This is a genomic window from Oceanisphaera profunda, assembly GCF_002157895.1.
Classification (GTDB): Bacteria; Pseudomonadota; Gammaproteobacteria; order Enterobacterales; family Aeromonadaceae; genus Oceanimonas; species Oceanimonas profunda.
The window spans coordinates 282,172-302,258 of record NZ_CP021377.1; the positions used below are offsets into that span (position 1 = coordinate 282,172).

Here is a 20,087-nt window from a genome sequence, read left to right on the forward strand (position 1 = left end):
AGTCTTATCTTGAAAAATCCCGGCCAGCTTAATCAATCATCTTAGAAAACAGGCATCACACATTATTGCGCCTGACTCACACTCTTATTTTGAGCGGATGCGCGCTGTTGCCAATGCCAAAATACCAATACTAAGATAAACGCCATCGCCGCGGCAATTAGCCCGACCATCACAGACGCACTGTAACCCAGTGCCACATAGCCCACTAGACTCACCAAAGCTATCGACAATGCGTATGGAAGCTGAGTCAATACATGGTCGATGTGATGACAGGCCGCCCCCGTAGATGACAAAATAGTGGTGTCTGAGATAGGTGAGCAATGATCACCAAATACCGCACCTGCCATCACAGCAGACATCGCAGGTAGCAATAACGCGGCATCAATGGCCATGGTCATATCAGCGGCAATCGGCAGCATAATGCCAAAGGTGCCCCAACTAGTGCCAGTCGCAAATGCCATTATACCGGCCAGTAAAAATAGCACCGCCGGTAATAAAAACAGTGGCAGGCTCTGTTGCACTAAAGAAGCCAGATATTGGCCGGTTTCTAATTGGCTGATCAGGCTGGCAATGGTCCAAGCTAATAACAAGATATAAATTGCTGGCAACATGCCCTTAATGCCCACCGCCAAGGTCTGCAGCCAATTAGCGGCAGAGACCTTTTGTTGTACCATGCCCACCGCACACACACCTAGGCCTGCTAAGCCGCCAACCACCAAGGAGCGGCCTACATTGGTGTTTTCTAATGCGCCCAACACGCTAAACTCAATACCGCTTTCACTGAGTGCCTGCGCGCCAGTAAACAGCAAGCCGGCTACAGTAACTAAAGTTAAAGTGGCAATGGCCAACAATAAGTCTATTACGCGCCCTGCTTGCTCGCTGTTATCTTCCACACCAGGTGGTTTGCCTTTGGCGCTATCAAATAAAACACCCGTCAGTGCGGCTTCCTCATGGCGCGCCATAGGGCCAAGATCCCAGCCACCACGGATCACCAGCAACACCATAATGAGCGTGAATATCGCATAATAGTTCATGCTGCCCATCATTAAGAAGGCACCCAATGCGCTGTGACCGGTAATGCCATGGCTGACTAAAATACCGCCCACTAAGGCGATAATATAGGCACCCCAAGAAGAGACCGGCATTAACACACAAACAGGTGCTGCGGTTGAGTCCAATAAATAGGCCAATTTGGCACGAGAGATATTAAAACGATCCGTGACTGGGCGACAAATGGTACCCACAGATAAACTGTGAAAGTAATCGTCGATAAAAAATATAAACACTAAAAGCCCAGTCATCATCTTGGCTTGTCGTCTACTTTTAATACGAACTTGGGCCCATTCGGCAAAGGCAAGCGTGGCGCCAATGCGACTTAACATACTGATAATACAACCTAACAGCAGTAAAAATATCAGGATATTAACGTTCCATTCATTGACAGTGTTATCAGACCAAAAGAGTGAGGCGGCGCTGCTTATCAGTAACTGCATGGTCGCGACTGGGTTAAAATGTTGCAGTAATAACGCGGCTAATATAATCCCTAATCCCAGAGATAACAGCACCCGGCGGGTAAGCACAGCTAACACTATGGCCAGTAGCGGCGGTAATAATGACCAGTAACTTTGAATAAAAGAAGATTCCACAACAGCACCTGAACTAAATTTTTAATATAACAACCAACATAATCGCTAAGATTAGCAGAGCGACCCACGGCACCAGTCTGAGCACTGCGTCAGCTACTTTTCCCAGCAATAGCGCACCATTAATACTATTCATGGCAATACTTGTTCTTTCGATACTGATTCAGTCAACCCATTACTTATCCATGGACAACGCAGGACTGATTTTAGTGGCGAGTTATGCAGCTAAGCCCAACTCAGCCAGCGGATCTTACTGGCTGATAGCCAAAAATCAATATTTTTAGCCTAAAAGCTGCCTTTAGACTAAATTTACACCATTATATGCTCAGATTTGTCGCTCTTATAAGCAAAGTTTAACTATATTACAACATAATCAAAACATGACTTACCTCTCCTTTAGGCATGGCTGAGTTACGCTAAATCAGGGTTTAAGTATGTTCTGCTATTACTTCACTGGGATTATCAAAGAGATATATTTTTACTTTTTAACTCAGCTGAGTCTGCATAAAACAGTCATCAGGTTCTACAATAAAACAGGACTAACCTTCTCTATAAACGCGAACGCTAGACTATTTATTTTAATTAGCAAATGTCATTCGCAAAATGCAAAGCCATATTAAGCACGCTGCGGCAGAAAATGACTTACAATTAACAAGTAAAAAAGTATTTTAGTAATTACCTTGCTTCATTTAAAACTAAGATGTAAATTTAACCCATAAAAATATATAACCGATTAGGTGGATGCAATGACTGAATTTTTGAAAACACTACTCAACATTCGTAGTTTACGTGCTGCAACTCGTGAACTGACTCTGGACCAGATGGAAGAAGCGCTAGCTAAACTGTCTAGTGTTATTGAAGAGCAACGTGAAACTAAAGCGGCTGAACAAGCAGCAGCGCAAGAGCGCGATCGTAAGCTTAAAGAGTACATGGAACAAATGGCCGCTGACGGTATTGATTTGAGCGACCTATTACAATTAGCTGAGCCAGCTAAGAAAGTAAGTGCACCACGTAGCAAGCGTCCTGCTAAGTACGAATACACTGACGAAAGCGGTCAATACAGAACGTGGACTGGTCAAGGCCGTAAGCCTTCACCAATTAAAAACGCCATGGATGATGGCAGCAAAACATTAGAAGATTTTCTTATTAATAAATAATAAGACTATTTACTAAGTTTACAAAAAAGGGCCCTAGGGCCCTTTTTTGTATCTAAAATCTGACTCAATTAAGATATGACTGACGCTCAATATCTAATCTCAGCGCCTAATGCATAGTGACTCGCGTGAAACATGCACCAAGCCTTAAAGACTGAATTTAGCGCCTAGCTAACAAGCGATACAAAGGCTCTGCGACGCCATTGTGTTTTAGCTCATAGATCAGCGCTAACTCAGCACCTATCTCGCCACTGGGCCAGCCTTGGCGCTCCAGCCAACATAAATAGCCCAAAGGTAAAGTCAGCAAGGCCTGCCCGCTATGCTTACCAAACGGCATGGGCTTGTTAATAATGGTTAATAGTTCGGTTGTGCTTAGGCTCACCTACGTATATTCCTGAATGCATATTAATCATAAAAAAAGGCGCATACGTTATATGCGCCTCTCCACCCTATAAACACTCGCTATTTATCTCGCAGTTACAGACTGCGATTACATGCATCGTTTATTGCCGCCAACGCCTGAGCAGGATCCGCCGCTTGCGTAATAGGCCGTCCGATCACCAAATAATCACTGCCTGCCGCCAAGGCTTGCTCTGGCGTCATAATGCGGCGTTGATCGCCTGCAGCGCTGCCTGCGGGGCGAATACCGGGAGTGATCAATTTAAAGTCTGAGCCCAGCTCAGCCTTTAATAAGCTAGCTTCTTGAGCAGAGCACACTACCCCATCTAAGCCGGCATCCCGGGTTAAACGGGCCAAGGCTAATACCTGCTCTGCGGGCGAGCGCAATATGCCTATTTGAGTGAGCTCATCATCGGTCATGCTGGTGAGCACGGTCACTGCGATTAACAAGGGAGCTTTATCGCCATAAGGCAATAAAGCGTCACGCGCCGCGCTCATCATGCGCGCACCGCCACTGGCATGCACGTTTACCATCCACACGCCTAACTCAGCCGCTGCCGCCACCGCTTTTGCGACTGTATTAGGAATATCGTGAAATTTAAGATCCAAAAACACATCAAATCCTGACTGCACTAAAGTGCGCACAAACTCAGGCCCAAATAAGGTAAACATTTCTTTACCGACTTTTAGGCGACAATGAGCGGGGTCCAATTGTGCAACTAGCGCTAATGCGGATGCTTGATCCGCATAATCGAGCGCAATCAAAATTTTAGGATCGTTGTGGGTGGAAGTTTGCATACCAAGTTACCTTTCAGTTTTTAAATATTGAGTCCTACGAGCAGCGGTAAACCATCAGCTATCAGCGTTTAGCCACTGCTAACACAGAATAAAGATACCGGAGCCGTCATGCCGAGCCACGACTCGGTACCGATAAGACGGCAAAAAACGGTGTTTTACGCTGCCAGCTACTATTTCTAAAGCGGTCGAATAAATTCGCCCCTACAACAGGCCAGAGCCACACCCTAACCTTCGTCATTGCGAAGAGTACAACGACGCGGCAATCCACGGTTATCTACCGCGCCGTTGTAATATGGATTGCCGCGCTACACTCGGAAGACGGAATAAGGGCGCATTACAACAAAACGGCTAAAGCTGCGTTTATTCCCCGTCTAAGCCGCGCACCGGTCTAATGCTGCCCCATTGTTTACAAGACGGGCATTGCCAAAATAAAGAGCGTGTTGAAAATCCGCACTGGCTACATTGATGGCTGGGTTTTAATTTCATTTGTTCAGCAACCAAATTACTGAGCATATTCAAGCTTTCACGGGCCCGCCCTTGCTCCGCATTATGGGTTTGATAAGACATTAAGCGATGAAAGCCTTTCATGGTCGGATGACGTTGTAATTGCGATAACACCATCTGCTCTGCCGCGAGGGAGCCTTGGCCCTCTGCGACATAATCAGCCAACATTAATACCGCACTGGCACCACTGTCTTCGCCCACCCACAAATGCAACTGGCGCACAAACTCGGCTTCATTATCTAATTGCTGATAACTCTGCTGCAATGGGCGCAGCACCTCACTTATAAAGCCCACATCTTGCTCAGTGACTTGTAGTAGGTGTACAAGAGCCTGAGACCAAAGCTGTTGCTGCATATAAAGCGCGCCTAGCCGTATGTTGGCTCTTACACATCCAGAGTCAGCCTTGAGTGCTTTTTTTAACTGATTAATGGCGCCTTTGGCGTCTTGTTTTCGCCATTGCAGCTCTGCAAGCTCACAATGAAAATGACCAATCAGCGTCAGCGCTTTTAATCCTTGGCGCTTTTTTAAACGCTCCGCAATGGCAATGGCGTGTTCCCAATCTTTTAGCTGCTGATAGATAACTAACAACAAGTCTAGGGCTTCTTCTTGATAATCAGGGTCGCTTTTTAGCTCTAATAAAATATGCTCAGCTCTGTCTAACAAACCAGCGGCCAAGAAGTCGCGCGCTAATTCAAGCATAGCTAAATGGCGTTGCTCCCACAAAAGATTCGGCCGCGCCACTAAATTTTGATGAATACGAATTGCGCGATCAACTTCACCTCGGGACCGAAACAGGTTACCGAGGGCAAGGTGGGTTTCTATGGTTTCACTGTCAACTTGCAGCAGCTGAATAAAAAGATCAACGGCTTTGTCCGGTTCATCGGACAGCAAGAAATTTAACCCGGCAACGTATTGCCGGGAAAAATGATTGGATTTTTTTTGAGCATCCTGCCGAACTCCTCTGCGCCCCATGTACCAGCCATAAGCCGCCGCGACGGGTAGCAGCAGAAATAACAGTTCCAGCATAAAGCTTGTTAATCCTTAATGGGCAAGGCCCTAAGCTCCGCTAACTCTCTTTGTTGGCGCTCAACTTTTTTATGCAAACCTTTGTTGTTCATCTTAAGGCGCAGTAACACCAAACTAAATACCAGCCAGCCAATAACAAAGCCCGCGACAAAAATAACTGCCAATAATGAAGAAAGACGATATTCGCCTTGTGCTAGCAGGTAGTTAACCTGAACCAGCTGATCGTTTTGGGTACCGAGTGTAATGCCCACGGCAAACAATATGGCTAAAATAATGAGGCCAATAATTATCTTCACGTAACCCTCTCAACTTTCTGATTTTAGTACCCGCATTATCACGGAAAAACCGTATGCCTGCCAGTCGAGTTACTGTAAAAGTGATACAGCGCTCTGTCTTAACCGTTAAATGAGCAAGCTTGCCTGATATAGGCTAAGCCGTCAGACTCCATCGCTCGACCAAAATAACAAACAACGATTAGCTGGGGTTAACACGCTCACGTAATTCTTTACCGGGTTTGAAATGCGGCACATGTTTACCGGTTAACTCCACTTTTTCACCAGTTTTAGGATTACGGCCTTGGCGCGGTGCTCGGTAATGTAATGAGAAGCTACCAAAGCCACGGATTTCAATGCGGTCGCCACCTTCTAGGCTGGCAGACATTTGTTCAAGAATTTCTTTAATGGCGCTTTCTACGTCTTTAGCAGCAAGATGGCTGTATTGCTCAGACAGTCTTTCAATAAGATCGGATTTAGTCATTCTCTGTTCTCCTGATCAGCACACAACAAAAAGGGGCCGCGAAGGCCCCCTTTTACATTCGGATAGGCTTATTCGCCTTTGGCTGCCTTGAAGGCTTCAGCCATTGCACTTAAACCAACATCTTCTGGCTGTTGTTGGTTAATGTTATCCAGAACGACTTTATCTTCAGCTTCGTCTTTCGCACGGATAGACAAGCTTAAAGTACGGTTCTTGCGATCCACACCCATAAAGCGTGCTTCGATTTCTTCACCCACTGTTAATACAGTAGATGCGTCTTCGATACGGTCGCGAGAGATATCAGCAACGCGGACATAACCTTCCACGCCTTCTTCCATCTCTACTACTGCGCCTTTAGCATCAACGGCGGTGATAGTACCCTTAACGATAGCACCTTTCTTAACATCAGCTAAGTACTTGTTAAATGGGTCTTCGTCGATTTGCTTCACGCCCAGGCTGATGCGCTCGCGCTCTGGATCAACTTGCAGAACCACGGCGTCAATTTCGTCGCCTTTCTTGAATTCACGAACGGCTTCTTCGCCGGCGCTCCAAGAGATGTCTGACAAGTGAACCAGACCGTCGATGCCGCCGTCCAGACCGATGAAGATACCGAAGTCAGTGATTGACTTGATCTTACCGGAAACACGGTCACCCTTGTTGTGGGTTTCCGCGAACAGCTGCCATGGGTTAGATTTGCACTGCTTCAGACCCAGAGAGATACGACGACGTTCTTCGTCGATATCCAGCACCATCACGTCTACGCTGTCGCCAACAGAAACCACTTTAGATGGGTGGATGTTCTTGTTGGTCCAGTCCATTTCAGACACGTGTACCAGGCCTTCAACGCCTTCTTCGATTTCCACGAAGCAGCCGTAGTCAGTCAGGTTAGTTACACGGCCAGACAGACGAGTGCTTTCTGGGTAACGGTTAGCGATATCAACCCAAGGATCGGCACCTAACTGCTTCAGGCCCAGAGACACACGAGTGCGCTCACGGTCGAACTTCAATACTTTAACGTTGATTTCGTCACCCACGTTCACGATCTCGCTTGGGTGCTTAACGCGCTTCCAAGCCATATCAGTGATGTGCAGCAGACCATCTACGCCACCCAAGTCAACGAAAGCACCGTAATCGGTCAGGTTCTTAACGATACCCTTAACTTCTTGACCTTCTTGCAGGTTCTCAAGCAACTGCTCACGCTCAACGCTGTTTTCAGTTTCGATAACAGCACGACGAGAAACAACTACGTTGTTGCGCTTTTGATCCAACTTGATGACTTTGAACTCAAGCTCTTTACCTTCCAAATGCAAGGTATCGCGTACCGGACGTACGTCAACCAATGAACCTGGCAGGAAAGCACGGATAGTGTTCACTTCTACGGTGAAACCACCTTTTACCTTGCCGTTGATCACACCGATAACGGTTTCCTGATCTTCGTAGGCTTTTTCCAATTGGATCCAAGATTCGTGGCGTTTTGCCTTTTCGCGGGAAAGCAGAGTCTCACCGAAACCGTCTTCTACCGCGTCCAGTGCTACGTCTACGACGTCACCAACGCTGACTTCCAACTCGCCCTGAGCGTTTTTGAACTGATCTACAGGGATAGCGGATTCAGACTTCAGGCCTGCATCTACCAGAACGATACCGTTCTCGATAGCAATTACAGTACCTTTAACAATGGAACCCGGACGGGTTTCCAATTCTTTCAGAGACTCTTCAAAGAGTTGAGCAAAAGATTCAATCATATTTAATGAATACACTTTTTAGGTTGAACATCCAAAGGGCAATCCCGCACCTTAGGGGTGATTAGCATAGACCCGTTCCATCCTTGGCACGGGCAGAGTCAAGAGCATCTTGACTTAACGTATTGTTTTCAAATCTATTTTAAGCAAGTAAACCGGTAGGGTTTAATCCGCTACCTGAAGACCCACGATAGTAACCTTAGTATGATTCAGCACTATTTCCAGCACTTGCGTGATAGATAAATTTGTTGAATCAATCACTAAGGCATCATCTGCCGCTTTCAAAGGCGCAGTGGCCCGATTACGGTCTCGGTCGTCACGCGCTTGAATTTCGCTTAAAAGACGGTCAAAACTAACATCAAAGCCCTTATCTTGCAACTGTAGAAGACGGCGCTGGGCTCTTTCTTCGGCGCTGGCATCAAGAAAAATTTTCACTTGGGCATCAGGAAAAACCACAGTGCCCATGTCCCGGCCATCGGCAATTAAGCCTGGCATCACCCGAAAAGCCCGTTGGCGACGCAGTAAAGCCTCACGTACCCGAGGAAAGGCCGCCACTTTGCTGGCTGCACTGCCCATTTGTTCGGTACGGATCGCTTGGGACACGTCCTCGCCTTCTAAAATCGTTTTTACATGACCATCTAACACCGGAAATTGCACATCTAAGTAGGCCGCAAGCGGTACTAATCCCGCTTCATCCTCAAGCGCCACATTATGGTGCAGGGCAGCCAATGCCAATACCCGATAAATGGCGCCCGAGTCGAGCAGTTGCCATTGCATTTTTTCAGCCAGCAATTGGCAAAGCGTGCCTTTACCCGCCCTCCGGGGCCATCCACGGTAATGACGGGTGCTTGTTCTGTCATGGCTTTCTCCAGTAAATCATCGGCTTGAGCACGCGTTTAATCTGGTGCTATATGGGCGGCAGTATACCTAAATAGATAGTTAAAATGCAGCAATTACCATTTTTTCACCGCACAAAATCTATACGCTCAAGCACTTGCTCTACATTGCGCCTATACCTGCCTGCACTTCCGCTTTACAATGAACGCCATTTTTTTGTTACTTGATAACTAACTTCATCTTAATAACTAAAGAGGAACGCCATGAGCAGTGTTACCCGGATGGCAAACTCAAAGCTGCCGACCCGCTGGGGCACCTTTACCCTGATCGGTTTTGAAGAAAAAGGCACAGGTAAAGATCATGCCGCCCTCGTCATGGGCACCCTAGACGACAACCTGCCGGTATTGGGTCGCATTCATTCAGAATGCTTAACCGGTGATGCGCTGTTTAGCCTGCGTTGCGACTGTGGCTTTCAGCTGCAAGCTGCCATGGAGCGCATTGCTAAAGAAGGCCGTGGTGTACTGCTATATGTACGCCAAGAAGGCCGCGGTATTGGCTTGCTCAATAAAATCAGTGCTTATAACCTGCAAGACCAAGGTAAAGATACGGTAGAAGCCAACGTTGAGCTTGGCTTTGACGCAGATATGCGTGACTACACCATTTGTGCCGACATGCTGCACGATTTAGGTGTTAAACAGATGCAATTAATGACCAATAATCCGCGCAAAGTCACCGCGCTGGAAAGCTTTGGCATTGAGGTTACCGAGCGCGTGCCATTAGAAGAAGGTCGTAACCCCTTTAATGAACACTATTTAGACACTAAAGCAGGCAAGCTAGGTCACATGTTTAAAGACTAATGGTTCGCCGTTAAGCGTTAAGCCTGATTAAGTTAGTCATTAGGCAATAACGACCTTAAGTTAAAAAAGGCGCAACACCCACAGTTTTGGGTGTTGCGCCTTTTTTGAAAGTTATATCGTTACCTGATTACGTATGAACCTCAGCCATAATGCACCCTGTTTCGGTTTGTTCTTCGTAGCTGCCCCGTCTCTTTAATAAAGAGGACTTCGGAAGGCCAGCTCTGCTGGGTGTTACTGAGATTTAGATTTAAACCAAAACACCAGACCGGGCCGAAGTCCTCTTCGCCGAAGAGACGGGCCCCTACAAGGTCAAAATACCAAACTGAGCCTCATATTCTTGCCGAAGATGCGGCACCTCTCTGTAACCTATTGAATTCATTGATGCTGAATTTACTGAAACATAGCTGAGCTTTGTGGGTAATCAGGTATCGTGAACTCGGCCTTGGACATATATTAGAGTTATAGCCCACCCCGATATTTGGCGGCCTGAGTCGAAAAATTTAAGGTCGACATCAAACCGTGCCGATTAAGTTTTGGCCAGGATCGCGACTGAGGTCGATATTGCCTTACGCTCACCGCTCAAAACTTTTGCGCTCTTATCTCTATTTTTCCGTGCGTTCCGTGTTCTTCCGTGGCAAAAACTCTTTAATCTTTATTCGCCATGGCGAACTGTTTAAGGCAGCACTTCTTGGCCATCCCAGGCCCATATGCGCCCAGATTGCTCTGGGGTTAAATTATCCAGCACCTGCAGCAAATGCGCAGCCGCCTGCAAAGGTGTGTGCAATTGCCCCTCGCTCAAGCCTGCTCTGAACGGAGCAGACAACTCGGTGGCGACCGTACCCGGATGCAATCCCACTATATAAGCTGCAGGGAAACGACGTTGCCACTCGATGCTGATGGTTTTAATGGCCATATTCAGCGCCGCCTTACTGATGCGATAGCTATACCAGCCGCCAGCACGATTATCACTGATGCTGCCTACCCGTGCTGATAAGGCAGCAAAGTGCAGCGCATGGGTGCGGGTTAAACGCGTGGCAAGGTATTGCGCCATAGCCAGCGTCGGCCAAGTATTAATGTGCAGGCTATTATTGAATGCGGTTTCAGTCATTTGTTCGAGGCGTTTTTCCGGCGTTTGGTCTGCATGCTGCAGCATGCCTAAGGTATTGATCACCGTATCGGGCAAAGGATATTGATGACAGATCTCAGCCAAGGCGCTGGCGTCGGTATTATCCACCGCGTGCCACTTTGTTTGTGCCCAAGCCAAATCCGATAACTCAGGGCGCGTGCGGCTAAGCAGCAGCACATCATCGCCCCGCGCCGCTAGCGCTTCGGTTAGCGCACTCCCAATACCACCCGCCCCCATTATCCAGTACTGCATGCCCTACTCTCCTCGCATAACTATATAAGTAAGCCCATCAATAAACATAGACTGAGCGAGCGGCTATTTCTCTGAGATTAAAGCTGGCGAGCAGTATTAGGCGGCAATCGTAGGGCTGGGAGTGCTGTTAGGGCTGGGCGTATCAAGCAAACTTTCTGCCCATTGGCTTAGTTGTGCGCCGTGGCGTACAAAATGCTCGCCAGCGTTTAAAGGGGCACGTACGCAGACTTGCTCACCTTGATAACTAAAACGTAACTGCCAAGCATGTAAATAAACACGGTCAGAGGCGATGCCGCCGTAGCGAGCATCGCCTAATATCGGACTGGCTTGGCTTTTAAGTGCCACGCGCAGCTGATGAGTCTTACCTGTAAGGGGTTGTAATAAGAAACCACGCAGAGGATGAATTAAAGCGGCGCCTGTTAGCACGTCATCACTAAGCAAGCAGCTATGAAAACGAGTAATGGCCGGATTAAGCAGGCTACGACTGAGCTTCCAGCTGCCGCCGCGGGCTTTTTCCATGTCACCTTTTATCAAGCCCTGCTTTTTACTGGGCTTACTCGCAGAGAGCGCTAGGTAACACTTGCCAACCTTACGCTCGGCAAACTGCACGCTGAGCTCCCGATTGGCTTGGGAGTGGCGCGCCAGCAATAACACGCCAGTGGTGACTTTATCTAGGCGATGCACAGGATACACAGCCTCGCCCAATTGCTCGCTCAGCAAGCGCACTATACCGGGCTCGTCCGCCTCTTGGTGCATGCCAATGCCGGCGGGCTTATTGATCACCACATAATCCGGTGTACTGAGCAGTATATCCATGGCTATATCTCTCAAAGGGCTGATTGAATCTAGCACATTCAAAAACCCGTTAATGCAAAAAGCCCGCTGCGTGTTAACGCAGCGGGCTTTTAAGTTGTATGGCGGAGGAGCAGGGATTTGAACCCTGGATGGGCTATAAACCCATGCCGGTTTTCAAGACCGGTGCATTCAACCACTCTGCCACCCCTCCGACGCCGTGCATATTACTCAAAGCAGACGGCGCTTGTAAACCACTAAATCACAATTTATTAGTAAGTGCGCATAAAGCATGCAAATTGCTGCGTACCTAGCCAATACCATGTTAAACCTTTATATAGAAGGCTCGACAACCCACTCATCTTATGTCCAAATAGGACTATATATTTTCATGTCTTTTTATAAAGTATGGGTTTTGTTTAACAGCCGTAGATTAGGTCTACACTGCTAACCATACCGATAAGTGAGTTAGAGCTTAAGGAGCTTTTATGCGCTACCAAAATTCGATACCCCACACTCAAACCAGTGAACTGGCCACTAACAAGGTACTACGTAACACTTACATGTTGCTCGGCATGACGCTAGTAGTCGCCTCTTTATCGGCCGGTATCAGTGCCATGCTCGCTCTGCCCCGTCCAGGACTGATTATTACGCTGGTCGGCTTTTACGGCCTGATGTTTTTAACCGAAAAGAACCGTGATAGCAGCTTAGGCTTATTATTTATTTTCGCCTTTACCGCGTTTACCGGTTACACCATAGGCCCCATAATCAATCACTACCTCAGCACAGCCAATGGCACTGAAACTGTGATGTTAGCCTTAGGTGGCACCGCGCTCACCTTCTTATCTTTGTCCGCCTATGTATTAACCACTAAGAAAGACATGTCTTTCTTAGGCGGCATGATGATGGCGGGCTTTGTGGTATTGCTGGTAGGGATAGTGGCTAATATCTTCTTTCAGCTACCCGCCTTAAGCCAAGCCTTGAGTGCGCTGTTTATTCTGTTCTCATCCGGTGCCATCTTGATGCAGACCAGCGCCATTATTCATGGCGGTGAGCGCAACTACATCTCGGCCACCGTGACCTTGTATGTGTCCATCTTTAATATCTTCTTAAGCTTGCTGAGCCTGATCGGTCTCAGCCGTGACTAAGCCGTTATCTGGCGAAGAGTAAGCTAACGACAAAGCCCCGCAAGGGGCTTTTTTTATGGGAGTGTCCCATCCTGATTAAGGTTTATACCAATCTGGAAAACTAACTGATCAAAACCTTTTCGCAACGGAACCCACGGAAGAACACGGAAAAATAGTGCTCAAATCTGACAAAGCTAAAACTAAGATAAAAGGCTTTAATAGGTAAGAGCTACCCCCCCCCTCCTTACAATAAGCGGGTTCTTACAATAAATAAGCTCTTGCTCCCTGTCACTTGTCGATCTTATCCCATCTTAATTGTTCCGTGGGTTCTGTGTTCTTCCGTTGCAAGATTGGTTCTGGATCTAGAACTATAAGTGATCATTATTTTACTTAGAATGGTATTACATCTTCTATTTATGGCGTAATACCAATCTAAGTAAGAATGTGATCTGTTTTAAAATTGAGCGCTGGAGGCGCAAAGGGCAGCTTTTAATAGCTAATATTTACCCGAGTAACAGCACAAAAAAATGTAAATACCAACCTACCAAAGACGTAGGGTTGCTATGGCTGCATAGCGTATTCGACCTCTTTAGGCCCTGCTATGGTTTTTGGTCGATTGAAATCGACCCTCCTGAAGACATATAAATCTGAACAGTTAGTTTTACAGATTGGTATAACGCGTAAGGCACATCACTGTTTATGATTGATAACTAACGTATTATCAAAGGTGACTGCTATTTTTTGTTAGCTCTAAGAGCATTTTTCACACCACGTTTGACCATAAGGGTTGCACCAAAAGATGCCTAGCGTTCCCTCTCGATCTGCCTTAATACGCGGACTTAAATCATTCGTCACGAACAGCCACGTCTTTTTGGCCCTGAAAGTGTTGTTGGCCATGGCCAGTATTTTGTTGGTCGGCTTAAGCGTAGATCGAACTACAGCTGCGGTGACGCTGGTGCTGGGTGTGATGGCTGGCGCCTTAAGTGAGGTGGATCAAAATCCTAAAGGCCGACTGCTGCATTTGTTGGTCAGCCTGTGCTGCTTTTTTATCGCCATAACTTTGGTCACGCTGCTGATCCCCTACCCTTGGGCATTTGGCCCATTACTAGTATTAGGTACTTTGGTATTGATGCTAATGGCCGCGTGGGGCCATACCAAGGGCACCTTAGGTTTTGGCATTTTGCTGGTGTCTTTGTATGCCATGCAAGGTCATGCAGATAGCCCCTCTTTTTGGTATCAACCGCTGTTATTAACGTTGGGCGCGGCTTGGTACGGCTTATTGTCTTGGTTAATCTTGGTATTTTGGCCTTACAAGCAAGTACACGAGCAATTGGCCCAGTGCTACTTCTCTTTATCGCGTTATTTAGTCGAAAAATCCCACTTCTTCGATAGCCCACAAGAGCAGCATCAGGCGTTACGCCATCAATTAGCACAAATAAACATCGGCTTAGTCAGCGCGCTGGAGCACACTAAACGCATGCTTAATCGGCGCCTTAAAGGGGCCAACACAGATCTTGAGCTTCATCGCTTATTAGCCTTGTATTTATTAGTGCAAGATATGCATGAACGCGCAGCTTCTAGCCATTATTCTTATCAGCAATTAAATCAAGACTTGCATCAAGACCCCGTATTACAGGGCTATCAAGTGCTACTAACTGAGCTTGGCCAGTCTTGTGCCACCTTGGGGCAGGCAATTTTAAGTCATAACCGCTACCAGCACAGTAAGCGCATCAGCTGGGAGCTAAGCGCCTTACAAAATCAGATTGATTATCGCCATCTTCAGCAGCATTACTCCCCCTCATTAGTCAGCTCAATGCGATATTTAGGCCGCAACATCGGCCATCTGCATCAAGCTTTGCTGCGCGGCGAAGCCCTCACTCAGCCTCAGCCCTTATCGAGGGATCAACAGCTGAGAGCTCAACAGCTGAGAGCTCAACAGCTGAATGATCGACCGTTGCATGCCCCTCAGTTGGACGAGCAACCGCTAAGCGAGCCGCCCGTAGAGCTGGCACAAGTGCCGCGCCAAGCCTTCTGGCCCAAACTCAAGGCGCTATTACACCCAGACGCATTATTATTTCGTCACTGTATTCGCTTGTGCGCCTGCTTTGCCTTGGGTTATGGGGTGATCAGTTATTTTGAGCTAGCACGCGGTTATTGGATATTATTAACCATTCTTTTTGTCTGCCAGCCCAGCTTTAGTGCTACCCGTCAACGGTTGGTACAGCGCACCTTGGGCACCCTAGGCGGCATACTGGTGGCGGTGCCGTTATTGGCCGTATTTCCCAGTGTTGGCGCGCAAGTCGTTATTTTATTACTGTGCGCTTTTGTGTTTTTCACTCAAACCAAGGTGCATTACAGCTGGGCGGTGGGCTTTGTTACCCTATTTGTATTACTGGCCTTTAACTTACAAGGCGGCGCCAGCCAGCTTGTTTGGCAGCCGAGATTATTTGACACACTGCTGGGCTGTGCGCTGGCCTTTGTGGCGGTGTGGTGTATTTGGCCAGACTGGCAGCAGCGCCATTTGCCCCGCCTCATGGCCGAGGCCATGGACGCTAATGCTGACTATTTAGCCGCCATTGCCAAGCAGTTTAGCGAGGGCCGTGTAGACCACCTCGACTATCGATTACCCCGTAAACACGCGCACCTTGCCGACAATCAACTGGCGTTAGCCTGGCAGCATATTCGCGTTGAGCCGGTGGCAAAATACTGGCTCAATGTGTGCTTTGATATTGCCTACCGCAATCATGCGCTGCTGTCGTATTTATCCGCCTTGGGCGCGCACCGCAGCCAAAATATGCAGTTATTAGCCGTTCAAGAACAACAAATTCACTATTTAGTGCAACAATTACATGCCTCGGCCCGCGCATTGCGCTGTAATGTCCCCCTGCCCTTACCCTTAAATACCGTGAGTGGTGAAAGTTCTGAAAGCTCGGCAGCATCCAGGTCGACGTCAGTCTGTGCTAATACGCCAGCAACCGCACAACAAGAATGGCAATGCGTCAGCCAACAGCTGCTCACCCACATTGGTGAATTAGTTGATGATTTGTATCAGCTGGCAGAGAGTTTTCCGCACACGCATTCCGACACAGCTGCGCCCGATGCCAGAGTTAGGTAATATGATACGAATATAACGCCGAGCAGAATATTGCCCCGGACATAAGCGGGTTTGAAGGAAAGAAGATGTTTGAATTTGCAGGTCGTACTATAGAAACCGACGCCCAAGGCTACCTTAAGCAGCATCAAGAGTGGCAACCCGAAATGGTGCCCTTATTAGCCGAGCAAGAAGGCATAACGTTAAGTAGTGAGCACTGGGAAGTGGTGCAGTTTGTGCGGGATTTTTATCTTAAGTACAACACCTCACCCGCCATGCGTGCGCTGGTGAAAGCCATGGCCAACGAGCTAGGGGCTGATAAAGGCAACAGTCGGTATTTATTTCGCTTATTTCCCAAAGGCCCAGCCAAGCAAGCAACTAAACTGGCCGGCTTGCCTAAGCCTGCAAAGTGTCTTTAACTACAGCGCCGGGCGCCCAGCACCAAGGGCCCAGCGAAACAAACACCCCCTAATACCGAGCTTGTTCGATATATCGCTCTTAGTATTGCTTGGTGCTCGGCGCCGGGCGCTTGGCGCTGCCTTTAGGCTTGCTCTGGCTTTGGATATTTAGCAGCAGTTTCGGCGATCAGGGGCTTAAGTTCGCCCTGCTGGAACATTTCCATGATGATGTCGCAACCGCCTACCAGCTCACCGTCAACCCACAACTGTGGGAAGGTCGGCCAATCGGCGTATTTAGGCAGTTCGGCACGGATCTCAGGGTTTTGCAAAATATCCACAAACGCAAAGGGTTCGCCACAATTCATCAGCGCTTGTGACGCTTGAGCGGAAAAACCACAGCTGGGGAACTTAGGTGAGCCTTTCATATAAAGCAGAATCGGGTTCTCACTGATTTGGGTTTTGATTTTCTCAATTGTTTCCATGCACACCTCAGCAGACGGCTACTTGTTAGCAACCTATTAAAAACGGCAAGTCATCAAAATGACAATTCAACTGCCTATTCTACGTTATCCCGCACCGGTCACAAGTGCGCACGCATAAAATCGGCCCAGCACTCACAACTCACTGGCCGTTAGACCTAGATTGCTGAGTAAAAAATACTCCTGTAGCGACAATACCTTACCCTTACAAAAGGTATAGTTGTTTAGCCGTCTAGCTAGCTGCTACAATGGCTGAAGCAAATTAGCGGTGTACGGCTATTCTTGTTGTTGGTCGTGCCCGCCGGATAAAAGCAAGTAGCAATGTCGAGACCAACCTGAAGGTTGGCACCATCAAAAAATGGAGAATATAATAATGGCATTTGAACTTCCCGCCCTGCCGTACGCAAAAAACGCCCTGCTGCCACATATTTCTGAGGAAACTCTGGAGTATCACTACGGTAAGCACCACAACTCTTACGTTGTTAACCTGAACAACTTAGTACCTGGTACTGAGTTTGAAGGTAAGTCTCTGGAAGAGATCATCAAAACTTCTGCTGGCGGTATCTTCAACAACGCAGCACAAATCTGGAACCACACCTTCTATTGGCATTGCTTGGCGCCAAACGGTGGCGGCGAGCCTACCGGTGCGTTGGCTGACGCCATCAAAGCTGCGTTCGGTTCATTTGATGCCTTCAAAGAAGAGTTCACCAAATCTTGCGTGACTAACTTCGGTTCAGGCTGGACGTGGTTAGTGAAGAATGCCGACGGTACCGTGGCTATCGCTAACACTTCTAACGCCGGTTGCCCGCTGACTGGCGATGCAACTCCGTTGCTGACCTGTGATGTGTGGGAACATGCCTACTACATCGACTACCGCAACGTGCGTCCTGACTATGTAAAGGCCTTCTGGTCTTTGGTTAACTGGGAATTTGCGGCAGAAAACTTCGCCAAGTAAATTTTCAGCGTAAAAAACCCCGGCTTGCCGGGGTTTTTTTATGCCTGTTACACAGCCTCGCCTTAATCTTATTCAGCGGTTTTATCACCCCGCCTGTAGAAAACGTGTCGGCCTGAGCCTCATTAACACCCGGGCTAACCTTAACTGCGACCGTATCTTTCTCTGTAGCTATCGCCGTAACGTGCTCCGTAACTGTCGCTACAATGCAGCTAAAGCTGGACTAATAATTAAACAAACGCGCAGCGACTCTCCTGCCGAGGTTGACCTTGTTGTTGGTTATTGCTGTACTGAGTCTGATTTTTATAGGGGTGTGGACCCGCGTTTAGCTGACCGCGCTTAAAAAGTTACAAAAAGGATAATAAATAGCCGATTTTTAACTCTTAGCCTTGATTTCGATCAAACAGTCGCACAAAAACAATCATTTGTGTGACGCGGTCTACACTTTTCAATTCCCTTACGCTATTATCGATAACAATTTATAAACCAAGGATGCTGCATTTAATCGTGAGCAAAGCAAAGGACCTATCTCAAACCAAGGCTAACGCCATGGCATTGAGTTGCTCATTGATAACGAAGCCGCTTTATATTGGCGTATTAAATTATGCGCGTTTTAAACGCGACCGCCACTTCTCTTCTTTATGTGATCTACCTCTACACTGGAGTCTCTTATGTTAAGACGTACCAAGATAGTTACTACCCTGGGTCCGGCCACTGATCGCGACAATAATCTCGAAGGCATTATTAAAGCCGGCGCCAACGTGGTGCGTATGAACTTTTCTCACGGCACCGCCGAAGATCATATGAACCGCGCTAATCAAGTACGTGAAATCGCCAAGCGTCTGGGCGTACACGTGGCAATTCTGGGTGACTTGCAAGGCCCTAAGATCCGCGTTTCTACTTTTAAAGATAAAAAAATCCACTTAAATCTGGGCGACAAGTTTATCTTGGACGCAGATCTGGGCTTAGGCTTAGGCGACGAGACTCAAGTTGGTATCGATTATAAAGACCTGCCACGCGACGTTAAAATTGACGACGTGTTATTGCTGGACGATGGCCGCGTACAATTGCGCGTTGACAGCGTAGAAGGCAACAAAGTATTCACGGTCGTGACCGTTGCTGGCCCCTTGTCTAACAACAAAGGCATCAACAAGAAAGGCGGCGGGTTATCTGCTCCTGCTCTGACCGATAAAGACCGTGAAGACATCATTACCGCGGCAAAAATCGGCGTAGATTACTTAGCCGTGTCTTTCCCACGTACTGGCGAAGACATGCGCATTGCCCGTGAATTGGCTCGCGCCGCCGGCAGTAACGCTAAAATGGTCGCTAAAGTTGAGCGCGCTGAAGCCGTTGCTTCTGATGCAGCCATGGAAGATGTGATCTTAGCATCAGACGTAGTGATGGTTGCTCGTGGTGACCTGGGTGTGGAAATTGGTGACTCTGAGCTGGTTGGCGTACAGAAGAAATTGATCCGTGCTTCACGTCGCTTAAACCGCGTAGTGATTACTGCAACTCAGATGATGGAATCTATGATTTCAGCGCCGCTGCCAACCCGTGCCGAAGTTATGGACGTGGCTAACGCAGTACTGGATGGTACCGATGCGGTAATGTTGTCTGCTGAAACTGCAGCCGGTGACTTCCCAATTGAAACCGTTAAAGCCATGGCTGAAGTATGTTTAGGCGCTGAGAAGCACCCAAGCATCAACGTTTCTAATCACCGCATGAACTTCACGTTCACCTCGGTTGAAGAAACGATTGCTATGTCTACCATGTATGCGGCTAACCACTTGCAAGGTGTTAAAGCGATTGTTGCCTTAACTCATTCAGGTACCACTCCGCTGTTGCTGTCACGCATCAGTTCAGGTTTGCCAATTTTCTCTATGTCTGGCGAAGAGAAGACACTGGCGTGGAGCAGCATGTATCGCGGCGTAACACCTGTGTACTTCCGTCACGACACCGAGTTAAACAACGCCCAAGTGAGCCGTGAAGCGCTGGCCACCTTGAAGAAAGCCGGTTACGTGAACAGCGGTGACTTAGTATTGCTGACTCATGGCGATACCATGGAAGTGATTGGTAGCACCAACACCTGTAAAATTCTGACTGTTGAGTAAGCTTAACCTTTAAGCGAATCATAGTTAGAAAAAAGCCGCTCTATATAGA

General features: G+C 47.8%; 17 protein-coding genes, 1 tRNA gene and 1 pseudogene. 7 read left to right on the forward strand and 12 right to left on the reverse strand.

Features of this window, described 5'->3' with window-relative positions:
- Positions 1-62: 62 nt before the first annotated feature.
- The gene (locus tag CBP31_RS01250) at positions 63-1,646 is read right to left on the reverse strand and encodes a Na+/H+ antiporter NhaC family protein (RefSeq protein WP_087034510.1); all 1,584 of its coding nucleotides are present in this window, start codon (positions 1,644-1,646) and stop codon (positions 63-65) included.
- Between the two features lie 743 nt (positions 1,647-2,389).
- Here CBP31_RS01250 and CBP31_RS01255 point away from each other — a divergent pair.
- A complete protein-coding gene (locus CBP31_RS01255; RefSeq protein ID WP_087034511.1) occupies positions 2,390-2,800 on the forward strand; it encodes an H-NS family histone-like protein in 411 nt (136 codons plus the stop codon).
- Positions 2,801-2,957: 157 nt separating this feature from the next.
- On the opposite strand, the gene CBP31_RS01260 is transcribed toward CBP31_RS01255, so the two are convergent.
- From CBP31_RS01260 to cmk, 7 genes and pseudogenes are all read right to left on the reverse strand, one after another.
- Positions 2,958-3,179, reverse strand: a complete 222-nt coding sequence (locus CBP31_RS01260; protein ID WP_227875089.1) for a putative quorum-sensing-regulated virulence factor — start codon at positions 3,177-3,179, stop codon at positions 2,958-2,960.
- A gap of 95 nt (positions 3,180-3,274) precedes the next feature.
- A complete protein-coding gene (gene pyrF, locus CBP31_RS01265) occupies positions 3,275-3,994 on the reverse strand; it encodes an orotidine-5'-phosphate decarboxylase (protein WP_087034512.1) in 720 nt (239 codons plus the stop codon).
- A 360-nt stretch (positions 3,995-4,354) separates the two neighbouring features.
- Positions 4,355-5,524 (reverse strand): lipopolysaccharide assembly protein LapB, encoded by a 1,170-nt coding sequence (gene lapB / locus CBP31_RS01270; RefSeq protein WP_087034513.1) that lies wholly within the window; start codon positions 5,522-5,524, stop codon positions 4,355-4,357.
- A gap of 8 nt (positions 5,525-5,532) precedes the next feature.
- A complete protein-coding gene (locus CBP31_RS01275; RefSeq protein WP_087034514.1) occupies positions 5,533-5,820 on the reverse strand; it encodes a LapA family protein in 288 nt (95 codons plus the stop codon).
- A 178-nt stretch (positions 5,821-5,998) separates the two neighbouring features.
- A complete protein-coding gene (ihfB, locus tag CBP31_RS01280) occupies positions 5,999-6,280 on the reverse strand; it encodes an integration host factor subunit beta (RefSeq protein ID WP_087034515.1) in 282 nt (93 codons plus the stop codon).
- 68 nt (positions 6,281-6,348) lie between these two features.
- Positions 6,349-8,019 (reverse strand): 30S ribosomal protein S1, encoded by a 1,671-nt coding sequence (gene rpsA / locus CBP31_RS01285; protein ID WP_087034516.1) that lies wholly within the window; start codon positions 8,017-8,019, stop codon positions 6,349-6,351.
- Positions 8,020-8,181: 162 nt separating this feature from the next.
- Positions 8,182-8,876: pseudogene (cmk, locus tag CBP31_RS01290) on the reverse strand ((d)CMP kinase).
- A gap of 240 nt (positions 8,877-9,116) precedes the next feature.
- Between cmk and ribA the strand changes: the two are divergent.
- A complete protein-coding gene (gene ribA / locus CBP31_RS01295; protein ID WP_087034517.1) occupies positions 9,117-9,710 on the forward strand; it encodes a GTP cyclohydrolase II in 594 nt (197 codons plus the stop codon).
- 673 nt (positions 9,711-10,383) lie between these two features.
- Here ribA and CBP31_RS01300 read toward each other — a convergent pair.
- The 3 genes from CBP31_RS01300 to CBP31_RS01310 all read right to left on the reverse strand — a co-directional run bounded on the left by CBP31_RS01300 (position 10,384) and on the right by CBP31_RS01310 (position 12,094).
- On the reverse strand, positions 10,384-11,088 hold the full coding sequence (locus CBP31_RS01300; protein ID WP_087034518.1) for an SDR family NAD(P)-dependent oxidoreductase: 705 nt from the start codon (positions 11,086-11,088) through the stop codon (positions 10,384-10,386).
- Between the two features lie 96 nt (positions 11,089-11,184).
- Positions 11,185-11,904, reverse strand: coding sequence for a TIGR01621 family pseudouridine synthase (locus CBP31_RS01305; RefSeq protein ID WP_087034519.1), 720 nt, complete (start codon positions 11,902-11,904; stop codon positions 11,185-11,187).
- A gap of 99 nt (positions 11,905-12,003) precedes the next feature.
- A tRNA-Ser gene (locus tag CBP31_RS01310) sits at positions 12,004-12,094 on the reverse strand.
- A 274-nt stretch (positions 12,095-12,368) separates the two neighbouring features.
- Here CBP31_RS01310 and CBP31_RS01315 point away from each other — a divergent pair.
- The 3 genes from CBP31_RS01315 (at position 12,369) to CBP31_RS01325 (ending at position 16,517) form a co-directional block, all read left to right on the forward strand.
- A complete protein-coding gene (locus tag CBP31_RS01315; protein WP_087034520.1) occupies positions 12,369-13,028 on the forward strand; it encodes a Bax inhibitor-1/YccA family protein in 660 nt (219 codons plus the stop codon).
- A gap of 778 nt (positions 13,029-13,806) precedes the next feature.
- Positions 13,807-16,122: a YccS family putative transporter gene (yccS, locus tag CBP31_RS01320; RefSeq protein WP_087034521.1), complete on the forward strand. Its 2,316-nt coding sequence runs from the start codon at positions 13,807-13,809 to the stop codon at positions 16,120-16,122.
- Between the two features lie 65 nt (positions 16,123-16,187).
- Complete coding sequence (locus tag CBP31_RS01325; RefSeq protein ID WP_087034522.1) at positions 16,188-16,517, forward strand: TusE/DsrC/DsvC family sulfur relay protein; 330 nt, start codon at positions 16,188-16,190, stop codon at positions 16,515-16,517.
- 122 nt (positions 16,518-16,639) lie between these two features.
- Here CBP31_RS01325 and CBP31_RS01330 read toward each other — a convergent pair whose 3' ends face one another.
- Complete coding sequence (locus CBP31_RS01330) at positions 16,640-16,978, reverse strand: Grx4 family monothiol glutaredoxin (RefSeq protein WP_087034523.1); 339 nt, start codon at positions 16,976-16,978, stop codon at positions 16,640-16,642.
- Between the two features lie 370 nt (positions 16,979-17,348).
- Here CBP31_RS01330 and sodB point away from each other — a divergent pair, with 370 nt between their 5' ends.
- Both sodB and pyk read left to right on the forward strand, forming a co-directional pair.
- Positions 17,349-17,930 (forward strand): superoxide dismutase [Fe], encoded by a 582-nt coding sequence (gene sodB / locus CBP31_RS01335; RefSeq protein ID WP_087034524.1) that lies wholly within the window; start codon positions 17,349-17,351, stop codon positions 17,928-17,930.
- Positions 17,931-18,598: 668 nt separating this feature from the next.
- Entirely contained in the window at positions 18,599-20,038 is a 1,440-nt protein-coding gene (pyk, locus tag CBP31_RS01340; protein ID WP_087034525.1) for a pyruvate kinase, read from the forward strand.
- The last annotated feature ends 49 nt before the right edge of the window (positions 20,039-20,087 follow it).